The following is a 22,755-nucleotide window of genomic DNA, read 5'->3' on the forward strand; positions in this document are numbered from 1 at the left end:
CCCTCTCCATCCTGTCGGACAGCGCCGTGCGGTGCCGCGCCATTGGCTTGATGGTTTGCTTGACGCCCATCGATCCCGTGCGCCCCCCAGCACCATCTCTAAACGCCCGTTTCCTGCGGGCCTGCGCAGCGTTTCCAGCCGATCCGGCACCGGCGATCCGTCAATGCCCCGTCAAGCATGGTCAAGCCCCATCAAGCCGCCATCAAGCTGGGAACGGCGTAAGGGCGGCCGAAAAACGGACGCGCTCAGCACTGCGGCAACTGCACGGCTATCGGTACGGTTGGGCCGGGAGCGTGCGCCGACCGCGTACGAATTTCGTTCGCGCTCAACAGCTGGCACGTCTCGGAAAGCCATACCGCACTTCCAGGAAGCCTCCCGCCTTCACCCAGGCATGCGCAGCTGCCATATGACGGGGGCCAAAGTCCAAGAACATGCGTCGAAGCTGACGCTCCCGATAAGTCTGGTGCTCGACGGGGAGCCAGATCGCGAAGGGAGCGCGAATGCCGTCCCAATCGACCAGGCCGCCCATACCGTGCCAGCGGCGCACCCACGTCTCAGGATCGAACAGGGGAACGACTTCACCCATGTTGCGCACCCCGGGCCCAGATCGGCGCGCGCTGTGGCAGCGAGGCCCGCCACAGCCAGCCTTCGCAATCGTCGTTCTTCCAACGGGCCACGGTATCGCTCAGGATGATCCTGCGCGCGCCTTCCAGCCGATCAACAACGCCGCCCCACCCGTCGCGACCGTCGAAGCCAAATAGGTCGCTGGCAGTCCACCCCAGGGCACTGGCGGCCATGCCGTGTTTGCCAGCGAACCACCGGGCGTCCTCCAGCACCTGCTTCCACCGCTCCGGGTCATATCCCTCGATCGGCTGGCATGCGTCCATGTCGGCCAGCACATGGGGCCAGTCGCGCGGGGTGATGACAGACTGGAGACGCGGAGCCGGTGCCGGTTCTGAAGCTTGAAAGCGAGCGTGCGTCGCAGCCAGCTGCGCGATTGGCCCGTCGAGCATCGGCGCGCCCTCCTGCGCTTTCAACTGCCGGGCTACATCACGCCAGCTCACTTCGCAGCACCATGCACCGCCGGGTTCACCATGAAGTCCCCGCTGGGCCTTCCGGGGCCGTTCTGGTCGCCCGCCGTCTGGATCCACCCGGCATCAGCAAGCACCTCCAGAGCCGCATCCATGGCCTTGGCATCTCGCATCGTCGGAAGCGCCGACTTGTGGGGGCTGCGCTTCAATTCGCGCTTGTTGAACCGCTGCAGGCCATTCTTGAGGATGTACCGGGCCAGCACCGCCGCGTTGCGATCTGGTTTCGGAAGTGCCGTGTCACCATAGACCCGCTCGGCCATCGGCTTGGCATACTCGTCGATCCATTCCGCCGCTGCCTCGATGGTCGATAGAGACACCTCCTTGGGCTCCGGGCCGCCTTTGAAAGCCCATGCCGCCAATTCGGAGGTGAGGGCTAGCCGCAACAGAGCGCCGTCCATCTTGCCGGTGAACGATTTAAATAGCCCGCTCGCCTCATCGTCGATCGCTGCATTATCGGTTTGCCATGCCTCGAAAAGATCAGACGCAGCGCGCGACAGGGGGAGCGTGATATGCACCGGATGGCCTTCGGAATCCCGACCCCACTGCAGGCTTTCCAGCCGCCGATATGCGTTCTCCAGCAAGATCATGTCAGCACAGCGCGACGGACGGGTGAAAGGCAGCTTGTCTGGCCATACCCAGAGGAAGCGCGCCACTAGACCGTCATCCGGCGAGCCCAGGAGGCAGTCCGCCAGCTTCGCGGGCTGGATGCCGCCCAAGACCGAAACGCCATTGAACGGGACGGTGAGGGGAGCCTTCGCGCCCTTGCGATCGATCACGAATGAGCGGCCGCCATATGCCTCCAGCCAGAACTCCCTTCCGCCCGGGCTGTAGCGTTCGAAAGACTCGAGCCATCCCGCTAGCTCGTCGCGGTAGTGAAGCGTCCCTTGGTGGTTGCCGGCGAGAATAGCGCCCACGGCCTCAGGGGTGGCGTCCATGACCAGCGTACGCCGCCGGTGCGGTTCATCTGGTTCCATCGCACCGTCCGGCATTCTGGGCAGGTCTGCCCGCCCTTCCTTGGCCGCCTTCGCCATGCCACGCTGCCATTCGTCGCGTACTGCCTTGGCCTTGGCGTCAGCCTCGCGCCATTCGCGTAGATCAGCCTTGTGCGCTTCGGCCCCATCACGCTCAAGCGCGCGCAAAGGATCCACCACGGCCTCCAGCGAGGGCGACTTGCGGCTGGATGGATCTCCGACAATGCCAATCCAGAGGATCGGCGGCTCGGCCCAATTCGAGGTATCATAGGGGCGGATCCGCCGCTTTCCGCCTATCAAGCTCGCACAGGTCGCGAGGTAGCCGGCAGCGGGGTAGTCCAGCGGGGTCGCAGTACCGGCGGCGATTGCCTGCAGCAGAGGCAGCGCGGGACCGAACAACTCCGTAGGCATGACCGCAGCCTGTCGGCGGCTGGCATTCGCAATGGTCATGTCCGGTGCGCCCCAACCCGACGACGCTGAGCGAGGATCAGCGAAGGCGCGGATGATGTCCCCGTCCTGCAAGTCGGCGAAGTCGCGGCCCGAATAGGCGTGTTCAGCGGTCATTCTGTAGGTGCTCCGGGGAGGACGAACTGCGCGCCGGTCTGGAATGCAGCCTGGCGTGCGGCGTCGATGCCTGCCGGATCGTCATCGGCGGCAATTATGAGGGACAGATCGGGACGGCGCTGGTGAACCGCGCAAGCGATCGTGGTGAGGTTGCTGGCGGTCATGGCCGCGATGACAGGCAAGCCGGTGGCGCGGCGAATCGCAGCGACGGTGGCCACTCCCTCGCCGATCACCAGCCGATCCGTTGCTTTGCCCGCATGCCAGAACAGGCCTTTAGTGCGACCGCCTCGACAATAGAGCTTCTCTTTCGCCCTTCCGGGCAGAATGCTCTGAACGTTCCAGACGGTGCCCTCGAAGTCCTTCATGGGCACCAACAGAGCGCCGTCACCACCAAAGTCGTCACGCCCCTGCCAGAGCCTTTCAGGCGCGATCCGCTTGCGTTGAAGATACGGGTGCCCAGGATCGGCTGGCTGCGCCGTACCTAGGCAACGGCGGGCCTTTTCGGCGCCATGGGCATGCTGCTGCGCCTTTTCCCGCTCCCTCTCGATCTCGGCGCGACGAATTTCGCGGCGCTCAGCGTCGGTCAGCTCGCGCCGAGTGCCGTCGAAAGCGGGGAGCACTCCAGCAGAGCGCAGGACGTCCTTGACCATCAAGGGATCCGTGTCGGTGCCGTTGAAGCAGACCACCAGAATGCCATCCGGTGCTCCGGGTTCCAGCCGCACGGCAGTGCCTCGATCATGCCGGGAGTGCCCGGGTGTCGGTGCCAGAACCTCACGACCCGAAACCTGCCCGCCCAGCGCCTTGGCGATGGCTTGTAGGCTCAGCATGGCGCAATCTCTGATACGCGCACCCTGTGTCCCGGCCTCTTGTGCTTGGCGCATCTACGGTTGGGCTGGAACTTCGACGACGACGCAGGCGTGGTGAACTGGAACGCCTCTCTGCACTGCGCGCAAGATGACTGCCACACCAGGATGGTCGCCACTGTGCCGTCACGGCGCGGGCGCCCGAACGTGTCGACCACCTCGTAGCGCTGGCCCTTTTCGGTGCGGATGGCGCCGATCATTCCGACGCCTCCCCGCTCCTGCGACGGCCACCGGGGCGAACTGAGCGCGCCGAAACCACCGCGTCCGCGACGATCTGCAATTGTTCATGCTCCCCGCCGTCGCGATCGGTCCAGCGGTTGAGCTTGAGCCGCCCCGATGCTGAGATGAGGTCGCCTTTCTTGTGGCGGGCCAGCGTCTCGGCCACCTTGCCGAATGCCACCAGCGAGAACCACTGAGCCGGCGCGCCTTCCTCGTCAGACAGCGACAGTGCGATAGAGGCGGTTGCCCAAGTCTTGCCAGCCTGAGACTGGCGTTCGACCGGATCGGCACCAAGCCGCCCATATGCGGCGATTTGCGCGCTCATCGGGCACCGCCTTGCCGTTCGGCATCGGCACCGGCAGGCGGCACGATCCAGACAATGGCCTCCCGCCCGCTGGGGTTCGTTCGGGTCCGGCCAGAATCGACCACGGCCTTGTCACCCACCAGTTCGCTGATGCGCGGCTGGATACTCCAGCGATCTTCTTGTGAAGCGTCCACCACCTCCAGCGCGGTCATGCCCCGAGGGCCAGCCGCATGGATCAACTGATAGGCGATAACGCGAAGGCGCCCGGTCATGGGCGAGATGGCCGAATAGGCCGCTCGACTGGTGCGCTGACGGCCCTTAGCCATGTGCGCCTCCTTCACCACGCAGGAACGCCCCGGCCTCGGCAGATGCCTCACGCTCTCGCGCCGCCATCTCGATCATCATCCCGCCGATACCAGCCAGCATCGCCGCATCGGTAAGGCCGATCTTGCCGCGCTGGTCCGCCATGAACTGCGCAAGCTGCTGAGCGTGTTCGAGCCAGAAGCCGGACACGTCCCAATCGTCGGGGAGGCGAATTTCGGTCGCCATGATCGACAGCATCTCGGCCGCCTCGGGGGTCACCATGTCAGACATGCTGCTCTCCCATCAACGCGGTGGCAGGGACGGGCATTCTGCGATGTTCCGCCTCGGCCTTGGTGGCCTCAGCAGCCTCGGCATACGGCGGCCTGGCCGACAAGCGGTGTGGACCGGTAGCAAGAGGGGTGATATTGAGGTGCCGATCAACCTTCCCGGGAACGATCGGAGCCTCGCCTAGTGCGGGGCTTTTTCGTGCTCTCATGCCACCAACCCCTCGATCAGGCCACGCAGCGATGCCGCGGGAATGATGGTGCGCCCACCGACACGGCGCTTCTGCAGGCGGCCAGCGGCGATGTGATTGTAGATGGTGGATCGGCTAAGGCTCGACGCCTCACATGCTTCGCGGATGCTGTAGCCAATCTTGCCAGTGGCCTGCCTCGGTTCGTCGGCAGCGGGTGAATTAGGCGTCATGTGTGTTCCCACTATCCGGGGGCACGATGCCACTCCGGTTTGTGGGGACACCAAGTAAGCCGTATTTGGACGGCGGTGGACGGGGGGAATATGGACGTCCGGGAGGTGAAGGGGGACTCCTCACTCTCCCCCACACCGGCCTAATGATCTTTTCGATACCTCGGGCGTCGAACGGTTTCCCGGTTCGTGGGCTGTTGGGCAGATCTGCCACAAGCGACGCAGCCGCTGACCCCACGGAAAGGCTCGGTTGGTTGGCCCGCATCTCAGCCGCGCGGCGCCGCAGGTCGTCATGGTCAAGGTGCCGGTTGGCGGGTATCGATCTCTCGTCCGCAGCGGCCCCGGAAGACTGAGTGGCCGGCAACTTCCACCCCGCCAGCTCAATACGCTTTACTATGTCCGCGCTGTCCAAGCGAAGACCCGAGTAGGTTACCCGGCAGTTTGGATTGTGGGATCCCAGAATTAGGTGAACAAGCTCGCTTCGGGAGAAAATCGCTTCCCAATCCACCTGCTGAACCCTGCTGGCGGCCAACGCTGCAATCCAATCCTCAGGAGTGAGGTCGTGGTCTTCTGTCGTCTCCAAGACCATCGGCAGTTCCCAGGACTGCCGAAGGCCTCGATAGCGTTCGCGCCAATTGGGGAACACATCAGGGCCCAGCTGATCGAGTTCCTTTTCGTGTTCGGTCAGTTCGGGTTCGGGTGGCAGCGGCTCGTCAACCCAACGCTCCACCTCAAGTGCCCGCACTCGCACCTTTGTCTGTTCGACCCATTTGAAAAGGGCGTGTCGGGCATCCATCTCGTTTCCGGCTTCCGGATAGCGAGCTACGAAACGCACTGCATCAGCAGGCGTCATCCATCTATCTTCTGACATTCCGCCCTCCGTGGCGGCCCCGAAAATTGGCGGCGGGAAACGCGTCGGAGTGTCGCGCTTGTCGGATGCCTCCTATCCCGCCACATCGATCATGCCCCGAAAGCTACGCGGCTGTCACGATTTGTTCTCGCCCGTTCGATCAGGGCGTGAAGGAGGCGCTGGTTCCGTGAGAGGGCGCCAGTGCCCCACTGATAGCGGGCGCGAAATGCCTGCCTGCGATGGCTCGGCTGTACGCGGAGCGACACCTTACAGCCCTCCACGGATCACCTGCAGGTTAAGCCGCGACACCGGCACAAGGTCGCCCACGTTGGCGGCTGGTGCCGTGGCATATGTAGGTGGATCGCCACGCCAGTGAGCCGGGATGGCATGGTACGACTTGGTGCGAATGTAGTCTCGGTGGTCCCGCATGATGCGCCGATCAGCTGTAGGATCGAACGGGAGCGGCTCGCTCTGGTCCATGCCCCATGACAGGACCGCCAGCGTCTGGCCGTCGCAGTATTTCCCCTCTTGGTCGGGATCGCTGATCGGGCACCCAGCCGCGCGCGAGTAAGGGGCCCCATGCGACGTGTTCATGCCGTCCTCGTCGCACTGCCCGCTCGGGTCGTCCTCCTCCTCGTCCTCATCTGCAGCGCGCCCGGACGGATGGCATCCGATCGGCTCATGGAGGTACGCCTTAGCACTCCGCTTAGGCCGCCCGCTCCATTCGCTCCATGAGACGTCGGTTTCGTCGCCAGCGTATTCCCCGCTGTCGGACACGGCGCACCCCGGTCCATCTGCGAAGCGCACCGCGTAGGCAGGTGGTGCGAAGCTATCCTCTGCAGCGGTTTCCTCCATGTCGGCGTCGCCCGCCAGCATATCGATCTGGGCAATCAGGGCCTCAACCATGTCACCAAGCTCGGTAAGGGCGCGCTCGGCCCCGAGGACGTGAACTAGGTCGGCTGGAGCCACATAGCGACGGCGGCCGGTCTGGATCTTGATCTCAAGCATCGGCCCGCCCTCCATGGGTGAGAGCTGCATAGCGCGCGCGACGCTCCGCCGATTCCTCAGGAGATACGCGCGGCGGGGTGCGGCCAAGCTCGACCGCGAAGTGGACGCCCAGCCATTGGACCTCCAGACGGCGAACCTCGCCCACGCTCTCGTCGGTGAAGTGGCGGCAATGGGCGTCCAGCCGCGATATTTCGCGGGGGCGCGGATCATACCAAGGCTCGATCGCCTTGAGGGCGCGGCGCAGGCGGGAGAGATCAAGCATGGACCACCTCCCCGCTGATGCTGGCGCCGATGGTGCGGAAAGCGAGGTCAACCCGCTCCACCTCCTCGCTGGCCATCTCGGCCGCCTCCTGGGCAATTTCCGCGCAGACCCGAAAGCGCGTTGGCTCGCTGTCAGGGGAAAGGTGCTCAGCCTCAACTTGGATGAGGCGGGACATTTCCACTACGCGCGTGAGGCGTGCCTGTAGCTCAAGGATCAGCTGGCGGGCCTCGACGATGTCCTTTGCGACCTCAGTCATGACGCGCCCCCATCGTCGAGAGGAGGCTAGTGCGGCCACCATGAGCTTGGGCGTCCAGTCCAGCCCCTTGTCGGCGCGCAGTGCGGCAACGTCACGACCGGCGATCTTCGCGTCATGGAAGCCGTCGTTCATCTCATGGTGCAGCGCGGTCCATATCTGGATCGCTACGCCGTCAACGGTGCGGGCGGTCGCGTGGTGGATAACCTTCTCCGCTTCATCAACAATATCCCATGCTGCCGCCTCGCGAGGGTCCATAGGCTCAGGATAGACATTCGTGCCTGCCACGACCTCCAGCACTCGATACGCGCCGCAGCGACGTTCCCAAGCAGCGAACAGCGCCGCGTCAGGGTTAGACGCGCCCAAGGCAGGCAGGGCTGGCAGGGCAAGGATGGGGGTGGCCGCGAGGATAGCGCGGCGGCTCATGCGGGTGCGGTCCATATCAGGCCTCCCGATCTGCAAGACGGCGGGCGTCCGCGGCAATCAGGGCCAGCCGCTCACTGTCCCATGACGATCCCTCGTACTCGACGAGGTAGGTTTCCAGCTTCGTGGCGATGTCGCCTATGGTGGCAGACGGTGCCTCAAGCACCCGATGGAAAGCATCGTCGGACGCATGAAGCGCGGCAATGCCTGCCTTTTCCGGCAGATCGTCTCGCATGAAGTGCGCATGGGCAACGCGGTACGCCGTGAAAGCCGTCGTGAACGCGGAGTTCAAACCGCTCGCGAGGCCAGCCGGGGCGTTAGTGTTTTCGTAAGACGCAGGTGTGCTATTGGCGTGGATAGCCATTCCAGATCTCCTTCAAAGATCGGGTTTCGGTGAGAGCCGACGCGAGGGGCCTAATCCTTGCGTCGGCTCGCCTACTGTGTAATCACGGTTGCGATGACCGGTCAAGAAACTTTGTCGACACGGAAAAAACGCGGCCCTGCCCCCACTGGAAAAGGCCAGCCTATAGGCGTGCGTCTGCAACCTGATGACTTGGAATTGCTTGATCTATGGATCGAGGCAAATTGCCCTGGCACCAGTCGCCCGGAAGCGATGCGTCGTATCTTGCGTCTGGTGGCGGAAAGAACGCCGGCCTAAAGCGGGCCATCTCTCTCTATCAAATTGCCCATCACAAGCCTCCCTCGCCAAAGGGGGCTAAGCGCATCTCGAGTATTCACGGCACTTGCCAGCGCATCATCCCGTCCAGAGGATTGACCGCGCTGTGATCTTTGCGACCTGCCTTGAGAAAACGACGCTCAATGAACCGCTGATGGTTCCGGTCGGATGCGATCACGACATGCTGCGCCTGCCTGATCACGGCGTCGTTCACCGCTCTAGCTAGGGCGGTCGGCTTCTGAGTGGAAAATGCGGATGCGACGTCCTTGTTTTTTGTCAGGACCATCAACTCCCGCGGACCGATAGGGAGCATCAGGAATCCGTCCGGAGCTCCAATCCCATTCGACAGCATCACAGGGCGATCCGAAAGAAGCAGGTCGAAGCGCGACTTCGCAAGGCTGACCCGGTGCAATCCGAAGTTGGCGACGGCGCTCAAGCCTTGGCCCGAACTAACGACAGTGGTCATCACCTGCAACGCAGTCGATCGGATCAGGTCAGCGCTTGCGTCCTCCATCCCATCGTCGCGAAGTCGCTCTTGCAGCTTCTCAAACATCCAGTCTATGCGGCTGGGGCTACGGTGTATCAGTGAAACAACGAATTGGGCCCACGCGGCTCGATCTCTGATCGGCAATAAGACCGACCTATCGATTAACCCTAGCGCTCGAGCCCCCGCGTCATCGATCCTCGAAAAGAACTCGGCTTCAATTTCTTGCCGCATCGCCGCGTCCAGAACAGTCGGGTCCGCGTACAAATCTTTCTCGTTAGCCGCTGCGGAAACGGCTACCTGACGGGCGTGTACCGGTTGACCCGGAGCAGTAAGCAGCCGCTCGAATCGCCAGACCTTCCCCGAAACGGCCCAACGGCGGAGAAAGAACTCGGGCAAATAGTGATGTCGCCGAGGAATGCTCATGATTGGAGAAGAGTCTGAATGCGCTGGTCTATCCACGCGATCTCACGCTGATCCGCCTCATACAGCCGGATCTCTGCCGTTCCAGGGATACGGCAGCGAACCATCACCGAATGGCGGCGGTTGCCGAGTTCGACCATCTCATGTGCCTCGGGACTGTCGCCGTCCGCCCCCATTATGTTCTGTCTGAGGTGGAAGGGATCGTAAACAGCGCCATCATCAGGCAGGAAAAGCAAGCGGCGGCGCCCCCAAGCTGAGGGCTGACGTCAATCAGCCCGCCCGCTTTGTTCCTCCAGACCCCATGATGCTCCGCCTCAAAATAAAGTCCGGGGACGTGCCAAATCGCCCAACCCTATGCGATCGCCCCGCCGCTCTTGCAGAATCTTTAGTTCCACGTTCTCGAAGCAGGAAGACTGAACCGCTCCCTGCACGGGCACAGAGGTGATAAACACCGGATCGGCGTTGGAGATCGGCTGGCAAAATGCGAGCAAGTCTTGGGTGATGGCCTTCGGAACGGTGTTTGGTGGAGGTGCCATATTCGTCAGACACCGTACCGTTTGTTGCCGCTTCGGGTGATGCAATACCGCCCGCCTCGCGGCCCGACACATACCTTCCCTCCGTTGCAAGGACACTCACCATCATCGGCTGTTCCGCGCGCTCCGGCAGGAACAGAGTACCCAGCCGCTCGCCGCCGAGTGCCTGATTTGCGGCTACGATAACTGGATCTGCGCCGCCTGGCCTCGGCTGGCTCGTCCATGCCAACAGCAGCCACCGCCAACAGCGAAAGTATGAAGCCTCGCCTGTTCATAAGCCCCCTTGATTCGGGGAGCACATTAACAATCGGCAATCGGTTGGTCTTCAAACAGTTGAACGTCACTGTTCTGATCGAGATCACTGGTGTAACAGCAAGAGCGTGGAGGTGCTGAATGCGATTTGCGGGTGTCGGACTGCTAATTCTCGGGGCGCTGATAGCGATCGCCGCACTTGGGGCTGAGAGCGCGGGACAAGCTTTGCTGGCTGTTACAGCCGGCGGTTTCATTTTCCTTGCTGGCGCCGTGTTCGCCGCGAGTGCAGGTATTCAGGACGCGATCAAACGCCATCGCTAACCGTCAGGGTGTCTGATGAAATTTCCACCTTTCAGCGATCTAGGAGCGCTCGCCGAAACGCTCGGGGGTGGTGCGAAAAACAGTACTCTGCGCAAAGCGCTGGTTCAAGCTTGGCGTGCTCAATCATGCCTGTCGGATATACAACAGGCTCACGACTGCTGCGCGATCATCCGGGATCGTCTGCCGTCTTCCATCGTTGCCGAGAGTCGGACCGAGAAGACGATCGCTAAGGCTCTGCTCACATCGGCTGTCAGTCTGTATGCTCGCGCAACATCCACCAGTGGAAAAGGCCAGGAGCGAGGCAGCATCCAGCTAAATCGCAAGCACTTCTCTGACGAACTGTGGGACGATCACTCCAGCCTGCTGGCGCTTCGCAACAATGCGCTCGCGCACGTGAACCCAAGTCACTTGAGCAAGGGCGGTTTCTGGCATCGGTCTAAGATCTTCGCCGTTCGAGCTGGACCAGACAGCTGGAATCCGGCATCCGCTTCAAGCGAAATGGGCCTTGATTACGCGATCTTGTCCTCTCTCGAGCGTGTCATCCCATTGGCAGCCGACGTGACCTCCAAGCAGTATTTCAAGCGAATGGAAACGGTGCTCCAAGAGCTGCGAACGGCAGGCGTATCCGACGAGCAATTGCTTGCACACTCATTTGATCCAGTTGAGTTTTTCGGAGACGCTGCATTGGTGAGCCGGATACTGGCTCAAGGAAAATTTGTGGGATCTCGCTAAGTGCATCCCCATCGCAGCATCCTAATCGCACGACCGAAAACCTATGCGCAGATTAGGTCAACAGAGATGACCTCGGTCGGGATGGATATCCGTGCCGAATGGTTGGCTCGGTCGGTTGCCTCGACGCGAGCCACCTGCAGCGCCTCATTCGCCTCGGCAAGCGCCTGGTGGGCGTCCATGATGGCTTGCAGCCTTTCGATCGGTGCCCCGCCTTCCGGTTCGATCTTTTGGCCCACCGCATCCGGATATTCGCGCAGCACACGGTGATGAGGTGGACGGCATCGGTCTACTGGATAGCGATAACGGAACTCATACACGTGCTCCCCGAGCGGCTGGGGCTTGTCGAAATGTCGGCGCCGGGATTCAGGACGCAATCAAGCGGCGTAGCTAACCTCCTCCGTCTGCTTGGCGACCGGAGAAGCCGATGGCGCATATGCCGCAAGTTCTTCCGGCGTGGGCGCACCGTCAGGTACGATCAGCGAGCCGATCTCGTCGCCCCATTCGCAAAGGATCGTGCTTTCGATCGCCTCTCGGGTAATGGTCGTGAGCTCCGCGAAACCGCCGACCAGATACCTGATTTGGCCGTTGTAGGCACCGGGGACACGGCGTTGCGCCTCGATGAGCAGCCGCCCCTCCGCGACGGGATCAATCGTTTCCAGAGCCTCCGCGCTGTCAATTTCACGCCCGATGGTAGGCACCATGTTCACCGGCGGCACGAGGTATCCGACCGGGGCCATGAACGGCATGAACTGCTCATAGCCCGGCCAATAGGACACCCCCTCAGGGTCATTCGGGTCGCGCGCTTCGAAGGTGGTGGCGATTACGGCGGCCATGCGCCGGAACCGATCTGACCATCCTCCAACGGCGATCTCGAAATGCCTGTCGATCTGCATCAATGGGGTTTGCGCCGTGGCGTCGCGAACCTTCAAAAGCAGCCGCATGATAGTGGGCAGCAATTCAACGACCTGATCGAACGACACGCACATGCTCAGGAAAGCGGCCGCCTGCGGGCCCGCATACCCGGCGCCGCGAATGACAAATGCCGACCCGGAGTTCGGCAGATGGAAAGTCTTGCCGTCGATTGCCCGTACAACGCCGTCTTTGTCATAGTTGGCGCCATCGGTGATGAGGTGGATCGCATCGGCTTTCTGCAGGATGATGTATGAGCTCATTGCGCTTCGCTCCAGCGCTGGAAGCCGCCAACGATCGCGCCGGCCTCTGATTGAACGGAGTTGTCTAGGGAGCGGCAATCGCGCCGCCGATCTCACCGAAAAGGCCGCCGCCAACCCCGCCCCCAAAAGCGAGTTTGCGATCGGCTTGATGATGGCTTGCTGGATGGCGATCCGCAGCAAGTCGGAGATGATCTGATCGGCCACGTTGCCGAAAGCCTCGCCCAGAGATTTGGCGCCGGTGATTGCGTCGGTGAGGCCATCGTTCAGGCTTTCCAGCCCGCGCGCGGTTATTGCCTCTAGATCCTCATCGATCTGCCCGCCGGTCTTGTTGATCTCGCGAAGGTAGCGCTGGCCTGGGCTTTCGGTCGATCTCAGGACGCCCTGCTCTTCCACGCCGCGGCGATCCTGAATATCGGCCATCCGCTTGCGGGCGGCAGCAATGCGCTTCGTGTCGTTGGCAATCTCAGCCTGCGCCAGTTCCTCAGCGACGGCAGCCTCTTCCATGCGATATGCAAGGTCGAGCCTGCGCAGTTCGATCGCGCGCCTTTCCTTCGCGGTGTCGGCGATGCTGGATTGCGCCTGCAGCAACGCATCTTCGTCACGCAACGCCTGAGTGGTAAGCTGGAGCTGTTCCTGGCGGAGGCGCTCAGCCTCTTGATCCTTGACCTGCTGGGTGCGCAGGCTCGCGATCTGATTGTTGATCTCGATGAGCTTGTCGCGCTGCGCACCGTTCAACGCTTCGTTGTTGGTGATGTCCTGCTCGTTGGCAAGGCGGGTGGCTGCGATGACCTTCTCCTCCAGCGCAGCGCGATCGGCCGCGTTCTGGGTGGTCTGGGCAAGTTCCTGCAGATAGCCGATTTGCGCGTTGGCGATCTCCTGCTCGATCCGCTGCTGCTCCTCCCGGCGCTGATCTGCGGTCGGGCCGTTTGCGCCGCGCGATCCGCGCCCGCCGCCGGAAGTGCCCGCGGCGCCAGAGGATGCAGTGGGAGTGCTGACAAAATCGGTTAGCGGGGCGGCCTTCGCCCGGCGAAGCTGTTCGATGAGGTCGAGACTAACCTCGGTTTGCTTTCGGTAGGCGTCTACTGCTTCGCGATCGGTTCGGCCGCCGGACAGGATGCTCTTCCCGCCGCCGACAATGCCGCGAATGAGCACACCCGCATTGTTGAGGAAGTCGCCTCGACGAAATTCGTTCTGGCTGTTGTTCCGGCCTGCAGGTGTGCGCTTGGCCAGTTCCGACTCAGCCGACTGCGATTCTGAGAGCTTTAGCTCAAGCCCCTCAATCCGGGCTTTCTTGGCCGCATCGGCCTGCCGGTAAAGCTGGTCAGCTAGGGCGCCGACGGCTCCGGCGAAGCTACGCACCTTTGGTTCGGCACCAGCGGCACCGTCGCCAACGCCCTTGGCGCCATCCCCAGCCGCAGAGGCGACCGCCGCCGCCGTCTCCAGCCGCTTGCGCATCTCGTCATACTGCGTGTTCGCCTGGCGGATCAGGCCGTCGGTCGTCAGCACTTCGGAGCCCATGGCACCGATAGCAGCTGTGAGGGCGAGCACCGCCGCATTGATCGACAGCGACCGCACCAACCGGCCCATGGCGAAACTCGCCACTTCGGCGCGCGTGGACAAGCCGAGGAGCGCCGCGTCGGTACGGATCGTAGCAAGGGTGGCAGCCCCGGCGCTGGCGACGTACTTCACGCCAAGGCTGGCACCGAGCAAGGCCAGCGCAGGAATAAGCACGTCCAGATTGTCGGCGAGTTTGCTGATGCCCTCAGCAAGCGCCGCCTGTGCGCCACTGGTCTGGGCCGCCTCGCCCACGTAAACGGTGAGCGCGTTCGTGAGCTGCGTGTACGCGCCGGAGAGTGTGAGGACCGATGCCTGCGCCCGGTTCTCGATCAGTTCGGAGCCCGCCAAGATTGCGTTGAAGAACTCGACTGAGCTGACTTTTCCGTCCTTCACCAACTTCGTGAGCTTGCCGACCGATCCGCCGAAGCGATCTGAACCGGCCGCAGCCGCCTCAAGGAGCGGGTAAAGGCCATCGAGCAGGCTGTTGTACTCTTCGGCCTGGATCGTGCCGCCACGGAGCGCCTGCCCGAGCTGCTGGAGCGCGCCAGCAGCTTCCCCAGCCGACAGGCCGGACACCTTGAGCGATGCCGCTACAGTGTCCGACAGTTCGAATATCTGCTGCTGGCTGGCGCCAAGCTCCTTGGACGCGTTCGAAAGCGAGCTGTAGAGGCCACCAAGCGCCCCGAGTTCCACGCCATACTTCTGGGCCGACGCGAATAGCCGGTCCTGCACGATGCCGAGATCCGAGGCGGCAACGCCAGCTACCCGGAGCTTGTTCTGGAACTGCGTGAACCGATCGATGATTCCGACGAGCTCACGGCCCGAGAAGTAGGTCGCGAACGCTCCCGCCATCCCTTTGAATGTGCCGGATATGGAAGCCGCCGACTGCTTGATTTGCCGCTCGGTCCTAACTTGGGCATCCGCAATCTTCCCGAACGCCTGATCGGTCAGGCGCGTGGATTGGTCGATCTTCCGGTTGTATTCGTCCATTTCGGCAATCAGCCGGACGCGGACTTCCTCGGCAGTTGCCATTATCTCTTCCTGAACTCGTCTTTGAGGGCTTCGGTCACCAGCCGCTCAGCTGTGGGTCGGTGCTTGTTGGCGGCTGGCCGCATAAAGGGACGCTCGGCTGTTTTGCTGCTGCCGAACTCGAGGAGCGCCGCGTAGTCGGCCGTAGCAACGACGTCGCATTCGGCTGCGTCGACCTTTTCGACCTTGATGCTGTCGGACAGCGTGCCCGTGTCGTAGTTGGGAGGTTCGCCCGGCGCACTTGGCTGATGACCTTTCCCGCTTACGGCACCAGTGCTGATGGAAATGGCAGCTTCCACACGAATGATGTCGGCTGCAGCATAGAGCGCCGCGCTCACGCGCCTCTTTGCGGACGAGCTATTCAGCCCCTTCAGACGTGCCCGCACACGCTCTGCCCCCACCAGCTTAGCCATGAGTATCGAGTTCCGTGGGGCGAAACCGGACGAGCCAGGCGTGACGCTGCAGTGGGGAAAGATGCTGCTCCCGCTCTTCGACCGTGGTTGTCGCCGCCTCCGGGGGTAGCTGGCGGCAATCCGCTGGACCTCAGCCGGGTCAAAGTGGGGGAATGACCCACGACCTGGCTGCCTATTCTGCCGCTTCAGGCAGATCGACGCTTTCCAGTTCGCCGTCATCCGTCCCAGGCGCCTGCGTGGGCACCTTCTCTTCAACTATGACGCCCTCGAACGCTGCATGCACAATCGCCGCTGCTAGGTTCCATGCTTCCTTGATCGTTCCCCCGTTCAGTGGGGACAAGTACCGCTCGATCAGACTATTCGCCCGAGCCGGAGATACCTGCGCCTCGATGCCATCGACCGTGCACTTGTTTCCGCCGATCAGGCTCTGACGGATGACTTCGAGCAGTACGGCCGGGGTGAATGTACCCTCAGTCGGTAAGGAAACTGCGTCCTCGCCAGTGTGATAGATTCCCCGCACGATCTGCCCGTAGACTGCGCCGAATCCAACGCCTGCCTTCGTCTCAACCTCCAAGATGCCCGCGTAGAGCAACTGAAACTCATAGCTCCCATCAAAGCAGGTCAAGCTGATGCGCGTCGTTCGCTTGCGCTTGTCAGCCTGTCGCTCCTGATGCTGGCGAACCAACGCTTTCATGAAGTCGTTCGATAGATCCACGGCTCGCTCCTGAGATTAGGCGCTGGCGCATCGCGCCGCTTTCGTGGGGTCAGGTTTACCCTCTGTCGTACGTTCCACTACGGACGGGTACTGAGTGATCTCCCCTGCGATAGCCCAGATTGCGCGCCATGCAGCGGATCTGGTTCTCAGATCGATCAGGTAACGCAGCCCTGATCGTTTCCATGGGCGCATGCGAAAAATCTTCCAGGGCCTGACGCTCGGGCTGCGACCATGAAGACCAACGCCCCCTGCGCCCTTCAGCCCGCGCTATTATCTGCTCGGCTGGTAGGCGGGTCCCACCAAAGAAGAAGTCTCCTCGGCCCGTAGGCGTGATGAGCCATGTTCCGCCCTCACGCGACTTGAGAAATGCGATGGCCCGTTCCAACTCGGGCGGTAGCGGGACGTTCTTCGCTTTCGCAATGCGTTGGCGCTTCGCCTCTTGCACCGCCTGGGCTTGTGCGCGCCGAAGTGCGCTTCGCTCCCGCAGGAACTCCCGCCGTTTGAGCTTGAGGGCATCTCCCCCATTGTCCTCGACCCAGCGCTTGTTGCAGCGGGTATGGGCACCGAACTCCGCTTCGACGCCACGCCAGCCCTCGCGAATGAACACATCGGCAAAATCCGGAGGGGATGGCTTCCGGCGCGACCCGCCCTTTGCTTTGGCTCCGTCCATGGGGCCGGGGTGCCGACATTACGCAAACGTCTATACGGACGGTTTTGTCCCTATTGTCCCCATCGCCTCGCCCCGTTCCCTTGCGAGCGGCGCAGGACTGGGGAGCCGATCCACTCGAGTCGAGCCCGGAGCGATGGGGTTTTCAGTATTGCCCGTCGTTCAAGTCGTCTCTGCCTGCTCTCCGGTTCACGACAAGTCGCGCCGCTCGCCGCGATGATGCGCTTAGCCGTCACAAAATCCGAGAATTGCGCTGCGTGGACGGGCACCACGCCCAGGCCGACATCCAGCCGGCATGGAGATGACTATGATCGAACAACTTCAAGAACGGCGCCAACTGTACGACCAGGGGCTCAGCGATGGTGAGATCAGCCGAAGGCAAGGCGTCCATCAGACCGCGGTGCTCCGCTGGCGGAAAAGGCGGGCACTACCAGCGAACCACAGCCACTGTCGCCCGGATCACGATCTCAAGCCGATGCGGAAGCTGCTACACGAGATGGGTTGGGGCACGAAAAGCATCGCCCGACATCAAGGGGTACAAGTCAGCACTGTGCAGCGTTGGCGGCAACGCCATGACGCTGGGCCACAGGAGCAGCAACCGCATCGGACCCGGCGCCGGACGGCTGACCAGATGTCCGACCTCCAGAAGCGCGTCGTCAGGGCAATAGGAACCAGCCTTCCCTTCGACGTTGCATCCGACGCCGCTGCATCACTGATGCTGGATGTGATCGAGGGTACAGTACCTCTCGATGCGATCGAGAAGGTAGGACGTCGCTACGGCACGAAAGCCCTACAAGATTCAGCGCATGGCTACGGCGCGCGGTCGCTGGACGAAAGCATTCCCGGGCATGACGGGCTTAGGCGTGTCGACATGCTGGTCGACGAGGCATCAAGCGCTTGGTTGGAACGTATGGGGGCGACCGTCCACTGAGGCTGCGAATTGTAGGGCCGCCTTGACCACGGCGGCCCCTTCGTCCCTCAGGCCCTTAACCGCTGGTGACCCGAATGTTGTCGCATTCTTCAGGCACGAAAAACCCGGCAGGAAACGCTCCCGCCGGGCCATCTACCATCTAGCGATACGTCAGACGGAAAGGTTCGAACCCGTCAAAATGCCCAAACCATGGTCCGCTTTGGCGGTCTTCGCGCCTGCGCTACCACTTCCGCCTTTATCACGCTGGAAATGATACGGCGGCATCGGCAGGTCACGGGGCAGCGGAGGCAGACGATCGCGAAGCTGCAGACTATCAGACATGATCGGTCTCCATGTTTAGGTCGCGTGGGTAGAAGTGCTTCCTCCTAATCCACTTGAAACCTTCATAACGGGTTACGGTTGCTATATCGGTTTCACCGCCAACAGTGTCCGCACCATAGCGAAAGTGCACATACTGTTTCGTCACGTCGACCAGAAAATCCGCCAAAGCGATGGCGTCTCCGGTCGGCATGGCAGGCTCCACCAGCGGTGTAACGGTGTGGCCCTTTATCAATTCCAGCAGCGCGGGCAACTTCGAATCTTCAACGCCAGCCGCTAAAAGTGCATCTATGAGGCTTGGGCTAAACCCCATCAACAGGCGGTTAAGGGCCTCCGGTTGCCCAGACCATACAACGAAATGGTCTGCGCCTGGCATTTCCTGTTTAGGTGCGTCGCAAGCGCCGTTGGAAACGACAATCTTCCAAAGCTCTGCTGATGATGCGTCGCTACTATATCCGCCAACGAAAAACTCTAGTGTGTGATCGCCTATGGGCGGGGCCGCCATCTGCTTGTAGTGCCTGTCAAAGAGTAACGCCTTTGCTCGATTAGCGATCTCTTCGATGGTATAATTCGTCTTATCCAATCCACCGTTAGCCGGATCAGCACAAAGCTCCCTGCGTAGCTCTTTAGCGAGGCTAGAGATTGACGCACTTCCAATGTTACCCATGCCGCATGTCATAGCGACCACGGGCAGTCCTTTGACGAGATTGAAAACCTTGTTGCCGTGACCGTACACATTGACAATAGCCGGGTTTCCATTGGCGTCTGCCCCGACCAGAGAAGTTGCACTATCGGCGGCTAAAACCAAGCAGTCGTGAACCTTAACCGCAACGCAGATCGTCATAAATTCCCCCGCTTGAAACAGCTTGAATCATGGCGCGACCGGTTGAGTCAATTGGCTTTTCATCTTCGCATTGGTTTTAAAATGTGAACGAATTACTTCGCGATCCGCAAATCCTTGAAATGATTCAGGGTTCACATTTAGCACTGATTAACACTGCTGAAGCGGCGCTCGCTCTTGGACAAACGGGGGTTTCGTCCCTTTCGTCCCTATTGTCCCCCGCTCCCTCTTCCGCATCCCATCTCGTTGGATCGCATCTGGCACACTGAAAACAGGGTTTCGTCCCTAATGTCCCTTTTGTCCTTGGGGGCCTTTCTCTCTCACGAAGCTTTCGCGCTGCGGATCGGCGTCACGTTGGCGACCTGTGTGCCAGCCGCATAGCCGCCCCATGCCGCCATCAGTGAGATGCGCATGGCCAGCATGTCGCTTCGCAGGTACGCCCGTTCCGTTTCCGTGCCGACGCTATGGGCCAGAGCCATCTCTGCCACCATGGCGGGAACGCTTGGCATCATCTCCGCTGCCCAATCGCGGAAGCTGGACCGGAAGCCATGCACTGTCACGTCTGCACCGCCAGCCGTCCGCAGCGCCTTGGTGAGCGTCATATCGGATAGCGGCGCGCCCTTCTTCGCCCCGGGGAAGATCAAGCCGGTGCTACCCAGCGCCTTCGCTCGCTCAAGAATGCTCATCGCCTCGTCACTGAGAGGGATGACGTGCTGCACACGCATCTTCATTATCTCGGCTGGCCGGGTCCACGTCCGAGCCTCAAGGTCAATCTGGTCCCATGTCGCCAGCCGCACCTCACCCGATCGGGCAGCGGTAATGATGGTGAAAGCCAGCGCCAGCCGCCCGGCCGTGCCCTCCTGCACACTCAATTCCGCCAGGAAGGCAGGCACAGCCTTGAACGGCATCGCGGCGAAGTGCTTGTCGCGGGAGTGCTTGGCGAGGCCTTTGCGCACCTCCTTCGCCTCCGGGAGATCCTTGGTCCGCCAGTTGTTCGACTTGCAGAACCCCAGCACCTGGTTGATCCGGACCCTCAGCTTGCGGGCGATCACCGGCTTAACGGTCCAGATCGGCGCTAGAGCATTACGCACCATAGCGTGATCTATGACGTCGACGCGGTGCGCACCCAGCGCGGGAACTATGTGAGCCTCCAGCGACGACTTGAAGGCTTTCGCGTGCTTGTCGGTCCATCCCTTGGCGAACTCCTCATGCGCTAGCCCGATGGCTTCCGCAAAAGTCGGAATCTGCCGGCGCTCCCGATCACGCTCAATAACGGGATCGAGGCCTGCCTGCGCGAGTTTGCGAAGCATGGCCGACTTCTCGCGTGCCTCTGACAAGGTGAGCGTCTTGCGCTGCATGATCGACACCTCAAGAATGGGATCATCAGCGCGGCGGGTGGTGGTATCGACAGACCCAAGGCCAATGTCCCGGCGCCTTCCGTCCTGCTGAACACGCAGGAGCCAGAACCGCGACCCTGTGGGCTTCACCAGCAGGTAGAGGCCGTCACCATCGGCATGGCGCCCCGCCTTAGCCGCCTTCACTCCCACTACCGTCAGCTTGCCCATATCGTTCCCTCACTCGTTCCCTCATTTAGTGATGGATAGCATGGTTCGTCAATGGACGGGATTGGACATCTAGAAACGTAAACCTCTGGTTTTACATGGTTCTATTGGTCAGCATAAATCGTGGCTGGACATTGGTTATAGTGCTCGCGGGGCATCCAATCTTCCTCACATCGCTGGAAAACCAAGCTTTTCGGAGCAGGGTCGGGCTGCGTGTAGCACACTACTGTTGCACAAACGTTCAAATCGATGATTGCCGGGGCTATGGCGGCGGGGCACGGTCTTTCAGTATCGCTTGAGGGTTCCTGCCGATGTCGCAGCAGTGCTGGGCCGACGTCACATCAGTCGGTCTTTAAAGACTTCATCCATGCGTGAAGCGCGACGCGCGCTCATTTCAGCGGCCTATGATCTACAACGCCTCTTCGATGATGCTCGGCTCGGCATCGTCGCGGAACCAACGTCTGAAAGGCAAGGTAACGCCCCGTCAGCCACCGACGACCAGCATGGAGGCCCACACCATGACCGACCGCTTCGACACATTGACCGACGTAGCGCAACAGCCTTACGACACCTTCGATGGTGCCCAGCCCGCCAGTACCGCCATTGACGATCTGATCGCGCACATCCGCGCCGCCCACGATGCGGGTACGACCATTGGCGAACTCCATGCCCGGCTAGCCCCCTTGCTCAGCGGAACACCAACCGGAGCAACGCCGTCGAAGCCATCCTCAATGCCGAATGCGGTGCCGTTCCCGCTACCCGCTCCATTCGCCCTTCAAAAATCACCCTTAAAATGATATAAAACCCGCAGAAAACCTAGGCTTTTGTGCCTTGGTTCGTCCGGGTTTGCGTACCCCCGTCCACCGGCATCCACGCTTTTGTGGGGGTCTTTCGGGGTCTCGCGTTCTCGGGTCGATTGGAGATGCCCCCACGCTGGGGAGTCATCTCGCGAAAGGCGCGGAATATGGCCCTTACAGACGTTGCTATTCGCAATGCCAAGCCCCGAGCAAAGCCGTACAAGCTTGGTGATCTCGCTGGGACTATTTCTTTTGATCGCCACCGGAGGCGGCAAGCTCTGGCGGCTCAAGTATCGCATCCACGGCAAAGAGAAGACCCTCGCGATCGGTGTCTATCCCCAAGTCGGGCTGGCGGATGCCCGGCGTCGGCGCGACGAGGCCCGTCAGTTACTGCTGGACGGCAAAGACCCGGGCGTCGAGAAGAGGCGCGCCAAAGTCCGAGCCCAGATGCAGGCGTCCAACACGTTCTCGGCCATAGCTGCCGAATTTTGCGAAAAGCGCAAGCGTGACGGGCAAAAGGGTTGGGCACCCGCAACGGCGACCCGAAGCGAGTATCTGCTTTCACTATTAAGGGGCTCGATCGGCAACATGCCAATAGCGGAGATCGAGCCGATCGACGTGCTGGCGGCCGTTCGCCGTATCGAAAGTAAGGGCAAGCTGGAGAGCGCGCGCAGAACGCTTCAACTCGCCGGCGCGGTGTTTAGGTATGCTGTGGCGACAGCCCGCCTGAGATCAGATCCCACCCGAGACCTTAAAGGCGCGCTCACTTCGCCTAGTGTGACGCACTATGGCGCCATCCTCGAACCGTCGCGAGTTGGGGATTTGCTCCGGGCAATAGACGGATACGATGGCCAGCCCATTTCGAAGCTGGGCCGTGCAAATCGCACCTCACGTGTTTGTGCGCCCTGGCGAGCTAAGACATGCGACCTGGGAAGAAGTCGATTTCGAAAATGCGTTGTGGACGATCCCGGCAGCCAAGACGAAGATGCGAAAAGACCATCTGGTTCCATTGTCGCGACAGGTTCTGGCGATGCTGAAGCAGGTCCATGCGTTGACAGGACCAAAAGGCTATCTCTTCCCATCGATACGCTCTCGCGCCCGGCCCATGAGCGACAACACGATCAATGCCGGTCTCAGGCGCCTAGGTTACTCGACCGATGAAATGACGGCCCACGGTTTTCGATCAACCGCATCGACGCTGCTGAACGAAAGCGGAAAATGGCATCCTGATGCGATCGAGCGCGCGCTCGCCCACGGCGATAGCGATAGAGTTCGAGCTGCATACCATCGCGGCGCGCACTGGAATGAACGGGTGGCGATGTCGCAGTGGTGGAGCGATTATCTCGATAACCTCAGGAGCGCATCCAAGAGCGCGCGGTGAGGCAAACCGCGCGCTGCCTGTAATCCGCATCGTCTGGACCGGACCAGGGCGGGCCACCGAAAAGGTTATCTACGGCCGGCGCCTCCCGCTGCTAGGGCGTGCCGGGGGAAACGCTCAAGCACGTGGCCGACGCGATCC

Annotated in this window: 27 protein-coding genes and 1 pseudogene; 6 read left to right on the plus strand and 22 right to left on the minus strand. The window is 61.6% G+C overall.

Annotated features, from left to right (window positions below):
* Positions 1 to 325 precede the first annotated feature (325 nt).
* From KZO24_RS14605 to KZO24_RS14645, 9 genes are all read right to left on the minus strand, one after another.
* Positions 326 to 586, minus strand: coding sequence for a hypothetical protein (locus KZO24_RS14605; RefSeq protein WP_486486502.1), 261 nt, complete (start codon positions 584 to 586; stop codon positions 326 to 328).
* Positions 579 to 1,064 (minus strand): hypothetical protein, encoded by a 486-nt coding sequence (locus KZO24_RS14610; protein ID WP_486486503.1) that lies wholly within the window; start codon positions 1,062 to 1,064, stop codon positions 579 to 581. The genes KZO24_RS14605 and KZO24_RS14610 overlap by 8 nt, the downstream gene beginning before the upstream one ends.
* Positions 1,061 to 2,512 carry a DUF3987 domain-containing protein gene (locus KZO24_RS14615; RefSeq protein ID WP_486486504.1) on the minus strand — a complete coding sequence of 484 codons (1,452 nt, stop codon included), beginning with the start codon at positions 2,510 to 2,512 and terminating at the stop codon, positions 1,061 to 1,063. Before KZO24_RS14615 ends, KZO24_RS14610 begins: the two co-directional genes overlap by 4 nt.
* A gap of 110 nt (positions 2,513 to 2,622) precedes the next feature.
* Positions 2,623 to 3,348, minus strand: coding sequence for a toprim domain-containing protein (locus KZO24_RS14620; protein WP_486486505.1), 726 nt, complete (start codon positions 3,346 to 3,348; stop codon positions 2,623 to 2,625).
* A gap of 98 nt (positions 3,349 to 3,446) precedes the next feature.
* Positions 3,447 to 3,689 (minus strand): hypothetical protein, encoded by a 243-nt coding sequence (locus tag KZO24_RS14625; RefSeq protein WP_486486506.1) that lies wholly within the window; start codon positions 3,687 to 3,689, stop codon positions 3,447 to 3,449.
* Positions 3,686 to 4,033: a single-stranded DNA-binding protein gene (locus tag KZO24_RS14630; RefSeq protein WP_486486507.1), complete on the minus strand. Its 348-nt coding sequence runs from the start codon at positions 4,031 to 4,033 to the stop codon at positions 3,686 to 3,688. Before KZO24_RS14630 ends, KZO24_RS14625 begins: the two co-directional genes overlap by 4 nt.
* Complete coding sequence (locus KZO24_RS14635; RefSeq protein WP_486486508.1) at positions 4,030 to 4,338, minus strand: hypothetical protein; 309 nt, start codon at positions 4,336 to 4,338, stop codon at positions 4,030 to 4,032. The genes KZO24_RS14630 and KZO24_RS14635 overlap by 4 nt, the downstream gene beginning before the upstream one ends.
* Positions 4,331 to 4,606, minus strand: coding sequence for a hypothetical protein (locus KZO24_RS14640; RefSeq protein ID WP_486486509.1), 276 nt, complete (start codon positions 4,604 to 4,606; stop codon positions 4,331 to 4,333). Before KZO24_RS14640 ends, KZO24_RS14635 begins: the two co-directional genes overlap by 8 nt.
* 201 nt (positions 4,607 to 4,807) lie before the next feature.
* Positions 4,808 to 5,020, minus strand: coding sequence for a helix-turn-helix domain-containing protein (locus KZO24_RS14645; RefSeq protein WP_486486510.1), 213 nt, complete (start codon positions 5,018 to 5,020; stop codon positions 4,808 to 4,810).
* 463 nt (positions 5,021 to 5,483) lie between these two features.
* Between KZO24_RS14645 and KZO24_RS14650 the strand changes: the two genes are divergently transcribed.
* Complete coding sequence (locus KZO24_RS14650) at positions 5,484 to 5,885, plus strand: hypothetical protein (protein WP_486486511.1); 402 nt, start codon at positions 5,484 to 5,486, stop codon at positions 5,883 to 5,885.
* Between the two features lie 249 nt (positions 5,886 to 6,134).
* On the opposite strand, the gene KZO24_RS14655 is transcribed toward KZO24_RS14650, so the two are convergent.
* The 5 genes from KZO24_RS14655 to KZO24_RS14675 form a co-directional block, all read right to left on the minus strand.
* Positions 6,135 to 6,875, minus strand: a complete 741-nt coding sequence (locus KZO24_RS14655) for a hypothetical protein (protein WP_486486512.1) — start codon at positions 6,873 to 6,875, stop codon at positions 6,135 to 6,137.
* Positions 6,868 to 7,137 (minus strand): hypothetical protein, encoded by a 270-nt coding sequence (locus KZO24_RS14660; RefSeq protein WP_486486513.1) that lies wholly within the window; start codon positions 7,135 to 7,137, stop codon positions 6,868 to 6,870. Before KZO24_RS14660 ends, KZO24_RS14655 begins: the two co-directional genes overlap by 8 nt.
* Positions 7,130 to 7,831, minus strand: a complete 702-nt coding sequence (locus KZO24_RS14665; protein WP_486486514.1) for a hypothetical protein — start codon at positions 7,829 to 7,831, stop codon at positions 7,130 to 7,132. Before KZO24_RS14665 ends, KZO24_RS14660 begins: the two co-directional genes overlap by 8 nt.
* Before the next feature lies 1 nt (position 7,832).
* A complete protein-coding gene (locus tag KZO24_RS14670; RefSeq protein WP_486486515.1) occupies positions 7,833 to 8,177 on the minus strand; it encodes a hypothetical protein in 345 nt (114 codons plus the stop codon).
* Between the two features lie 370 nt (positions 8,178 to 8,547).
* Positions 8,548 to 9,399, minus strand: a complete 852-nt coding sequence (locus KZO24_RS14675) for a DUF4238 domain-containing protein (protein ID WP_486486516.1) — start codon at positions 9,397 to 9,399, stop codon at positions 8,548 to 8,550.
* Between the two features lie 2 nt (positions 9,400 to 9,401).
* Here KZO24_RS14675 and KZO24_RS14680 point away from each other — a divergent pair, with 2 nt between their 5' ends.
* Positions 9,402 to 9,653 (plus strand): hypothetical protein, encoded by a 252-nt coding sequence (locus tag KZO24_RS14680; protein ID WP_486486517.1) that lies wholly within the window; start codon positions 9,402 to 9,404, stop codon positions 9,651 to 9,653.
* An 864-nt stretch (positions 9,654 to 10,517) separates the two neighbouring features.
* Entirely contained in the window at positions 10,518 to 11,234 is a 717-nt protein-coding gene (locus KZO24_RS14685) for a hypothetical protein (RefSeq protein ID WP_486486518.1), read from the plus strand.
* Positions 11,235 to 11,275: 41 nt separating this feature from the next.
* On the opposite strand, the gene KZO24_RS14690 is transcribed toward KZO24_RS14685, so the two are convergent.
* The 5 genes from KZO24_RS14690 to KZO24_RS14710 all read right to left on the minus strand — a co-directional run bounded on the left by KZO24_RS14690 (position 11,276) and on the right by KZO24_RS14710 (position 16,790).
* Positions 11,276 to 11,551: a hypothetical protein gene (locus KZO24_RS14690; RefSeq protein ID WP_486486519.1), complete on the minus strand. Its 276-nt coding sequence runs from the start codon at positions 11,549 to 11,551 to the stop codon at positions 11,276 to 11,278.
* A gap of 57 nt (positions 11,552 to 11,608) precedes the next feature.
* Complete coding sequence (locus KZO24_RS14695) at positions 11,609 to 14,995, minus strand: tape measure protein (protein WP_486486520.1); 3,387 nt, start codon at positions 14,993 to 14,995, stop codon at positions 11,609 to 11,611.
* Positions 14,995 to 15,330 (minus strand): HK97-gp10 family putative phage morphogenesis protein, encoded by a 336-nt coding sequence (locus KZO24_RS14700; RefSeq protein WP_486486521.1) that lies wholly within the window; start codon positions 15,328 to 15,330, stop codon positions 14,995 to 14,997. The genes KZO24_RS14695 and KZO24_RS14700 overlap by 1 nt, the downstream gene beginning before the upstream one ends.
* Before the next feature lie 247 nt (positions 15,331 to 15,577).
* Positions 15,578 to 16,120, minus strand: a complete 543-nt coding sequence (locus KZO24_RS14705) for a hypothetical protein (RefSeq protein WP_486486522.1) — start codon at positions 16,118 to 16,120, stop codon at positions 15,578 to 15,580.
* Between the two features lie 55 nt (positions 16,121 to 16,175).
* Complete coding sequence (locus tag KZO24_RS14710; RefSeq protein WP_486486523.1) at positions 16,176 to 16,790, minus strand: hypothetical protein; 615 nt, start codon at positions 16,788 to 16,790, stop codon at positions 16,176 to 16,178.
* Positions 16,791 to 17,094: 304 nt separating this feature from the next.
* Here KZO24_RS14710 and KZO24_RS14715 point away from each other — a divergent pair, with 304 nt between their 5' ends.
* Complete coding sequence (locus KZO24_RS14715) at positions 17,095 to 17,718, plus strand: helix-turn-helix domain-containing protein (protein WP_486486524.1); 624 nt, start codon at positions 17,095 to 17,097, stop codon at positions 17,716 to 17,718.
* A 150-nt stretch (positions 17,719 to 17,868) separates the two neighbouring features.
* Here the strand turns inward: KZO24_RS14715 and KZO24_RS14720 are convergent, their stop codons facing one another.
* The 3 genes from KZO24_RS14720 to KZO24_RS14730 all read right to left on the minus strand — a co-directional run bounded on the left by KZO24_RS14720 (position 17,869) and on the right by KZO24_RS14730 (position 20,442).
* The gene (locus tag KZO24_RS14720; RefSeq protein WP_486486525.1) at positions 17,869 to 18,039 is read right to left on the minus strand and encodes a hypothetical protein; all 171 of its coding nucleotides are present in this window, start codon (positions 18,037 to 18,039) and stop codon (positions 17,869 to 17,871) included.
* The gene (locus KZO24_RS14725) at positions 18,032 to 18,880 is read right to left on the minus strand and encodes a hypothetical protein (protein WP_486486526.1); all 849 of its coding nucleotides are present in this window, start codon (positions 18,878 to 18,880) and stop codon (positions 18,032 to 18,034) included. The genes KZO24_RS14720 and KZO24_RS14725 overlap by 8 nt, the downstream gene beginning before the upstream one ends.
* A gap of 317 nt (positions 18,881 to 19,197) precedes the next feature.
* Positions 19,198 to 20,442, minus strand: coding sequence for a tyrosine-type recombinase/integrase (locus tag KZO24_RS14730; protein WP_486486527.1), 1,245 nt, complete (start codon positions 20,440 to 20,442; stop codon positions 19,198 to 19,200).
* 319 nt (positions 20,443 to 20,761) lie between these two features.
* On the opposite strand from KZO24_RS14730, the gene KZO24_RS14735 reads away from it, so the two are divergent.
* Positions 20,762 to 21,046: a DUF6538 domain-containing protein gene (locus KZO24_RS14735; protein ID WP_486486528.1), complete on the plus strand. Its 285-nt coding sequence runs from the start codon at positions 20,762 to 20,764 to the stop codon at positions 21,044 to 21,046.
* A gap of 357 nt (positions 21,047 to 21,403) precedes the next feature.
* Positions 21,404 to 22,617 (plus strand): annotated as a pseudogene (locus KZO24_RS14740) (tyrosine-type recombinase/integrase).
* Positions 22,618 to 22,755 lie beyond the last annotated feature (138 nt).

The sequence above is a fragment of the Novosphingobium sp. NFX11 genome (assembly GCF_057376415.1).

Bases quoted from the DNA above. Each gene is read 5' to 3' on its own strand.
- KZO24_RS14605 (WP_486486502.1), bottom strand. From the start codon at position 586: ATGGGTGAAGTCGTTCCCCTGTTCGATCCTGAGACGTGGGTGCGCCGC.
- KZO24_RS14615 (WP_486486504.1), bottom strand. From the start codon at position 2,512: ATGACCATTGCGAATGCCAGCCGCCGACAGGCTGCGGTCATGCCTACG.
- KZO24_RS14625 (WP_486486506.1), bottom strand. From the start codon at position 3,689: ATGATCGGCGCCATCCGCACCGAAAAGGGCCAGCGCTACGAGGTGGTC.
- KZO24_RS14630 (WP_486486507.1), bottom strand. From the start codon at position 4,033: ATGAGCGCGCAAATCGCCGCATATGGGCGGCTTGGTGCCGATCCGGTC.
- KZO24_RS14635 (WP_486486508.1), bottom strand. From the start codon at position 4,338: ATGGCTAAGGGCCGTCAGCGCACCAGTCGAGCGGCCTATTCGGCCATC.
- KZO24_RS14640 (WP_486486509.1), bottom strand. From the start codon at position 4,606: ATGTCTGACATGGTGACCCCCGAGGCGGCCGAGATGCTGTCGATCATG.
- KZO24_RS14645 (WP_486486510.1), bottom strand. From the start codon at position 5,020: ATGACGCCTAATTCACCCGCTGCCGACGAACCGAGGCAGGCCACTGGC.
- KZO24_RS14655 (WP_486486512.1), bottom strand. From the start codon at position 6,875: ATGCTTGAGATCAAGATCCAGACCGGCCGCCGTCGCTATGTGGCTCCA.
- KZO24_RS14660 (WP_486486513.1), bottom strand. From the start codon at position 7,137: ATGCTTGATCTCTCCCGCCTGCGCCGCGCCCTCAAGGCGATCGAGCCT.
- KZO24_RS14665 (WP_486486514.1), bottom strand. From the start codon at position 7,831: ATGGACCGCACCCGCATGAGCCGCCGCGCTATCCTCGCGGCCACCCCC.
- KZO24_RS14670 (WP_486486515.1), bottom strand. From the start codon at position 8,177: ATGGCTATCCACGCCAATAGCACACCTGCGTCTTACGAAAACACTAAC.
- KZO24_RS14675 (WP_486486516.1), bottom strand. From the start codon at position 9,399: ATGAGCATTCCTCGGCGACATCACTATTTGCCCGAGTTCTTTCTCCGC.
- KZO24_RS14685 (WP_486486518.1), top strand. From the start codon at position 10,518: ATGAAATTTCCACCTTTCAGCGATCTAGGAGCGCTCGCCGAAACGCTC.
- KZO24_RS14695 (WP_486486520.1), bottom strand. From the start codon at position 14,995: ATGGCAACTGCCGAGGAAGTCCGCGTCCGGCTGATTGCCGAAATGGAC.
- KZO24_RS14710 (WP_486486523.1), bottom strand. From the start codon at position 16,790: ATGGACGGAGCCAAAGCAAAGGGCGGGTCGCGCCGGAAGCCATCCCCT.
- KZO24_RS14715 (WP_486486524.1), top strand. From the start codon at position 17,095: ATGATCGAACAACTTCAAGAACGGCGCCAACTGTACGACCAGGGGCTC.
- KZO24_RS14720 (WP_486486525.1), bottom strand. From the start codon at position 18,039: ATGTCTGATAGTCTGCAGCTTCGCGATCGTCTGCCTCCGCTGCCCCGT.
- KZO24_RS14725 (WP_486486526.1), bottom strand. From the start codon at position 18,880: ATGACGATCTGCGTTGCGGTTAAGGTTCACGACTGCTTGGTTTTAGCC.
- KZO24_RS14730 (WP_486486527.1), bottom strand. From the start codon at position 20,442: ATGGGCAAGCTGACGGTAGTGGGAGTGAAGGCGGCTAAGGCGGGGCGC.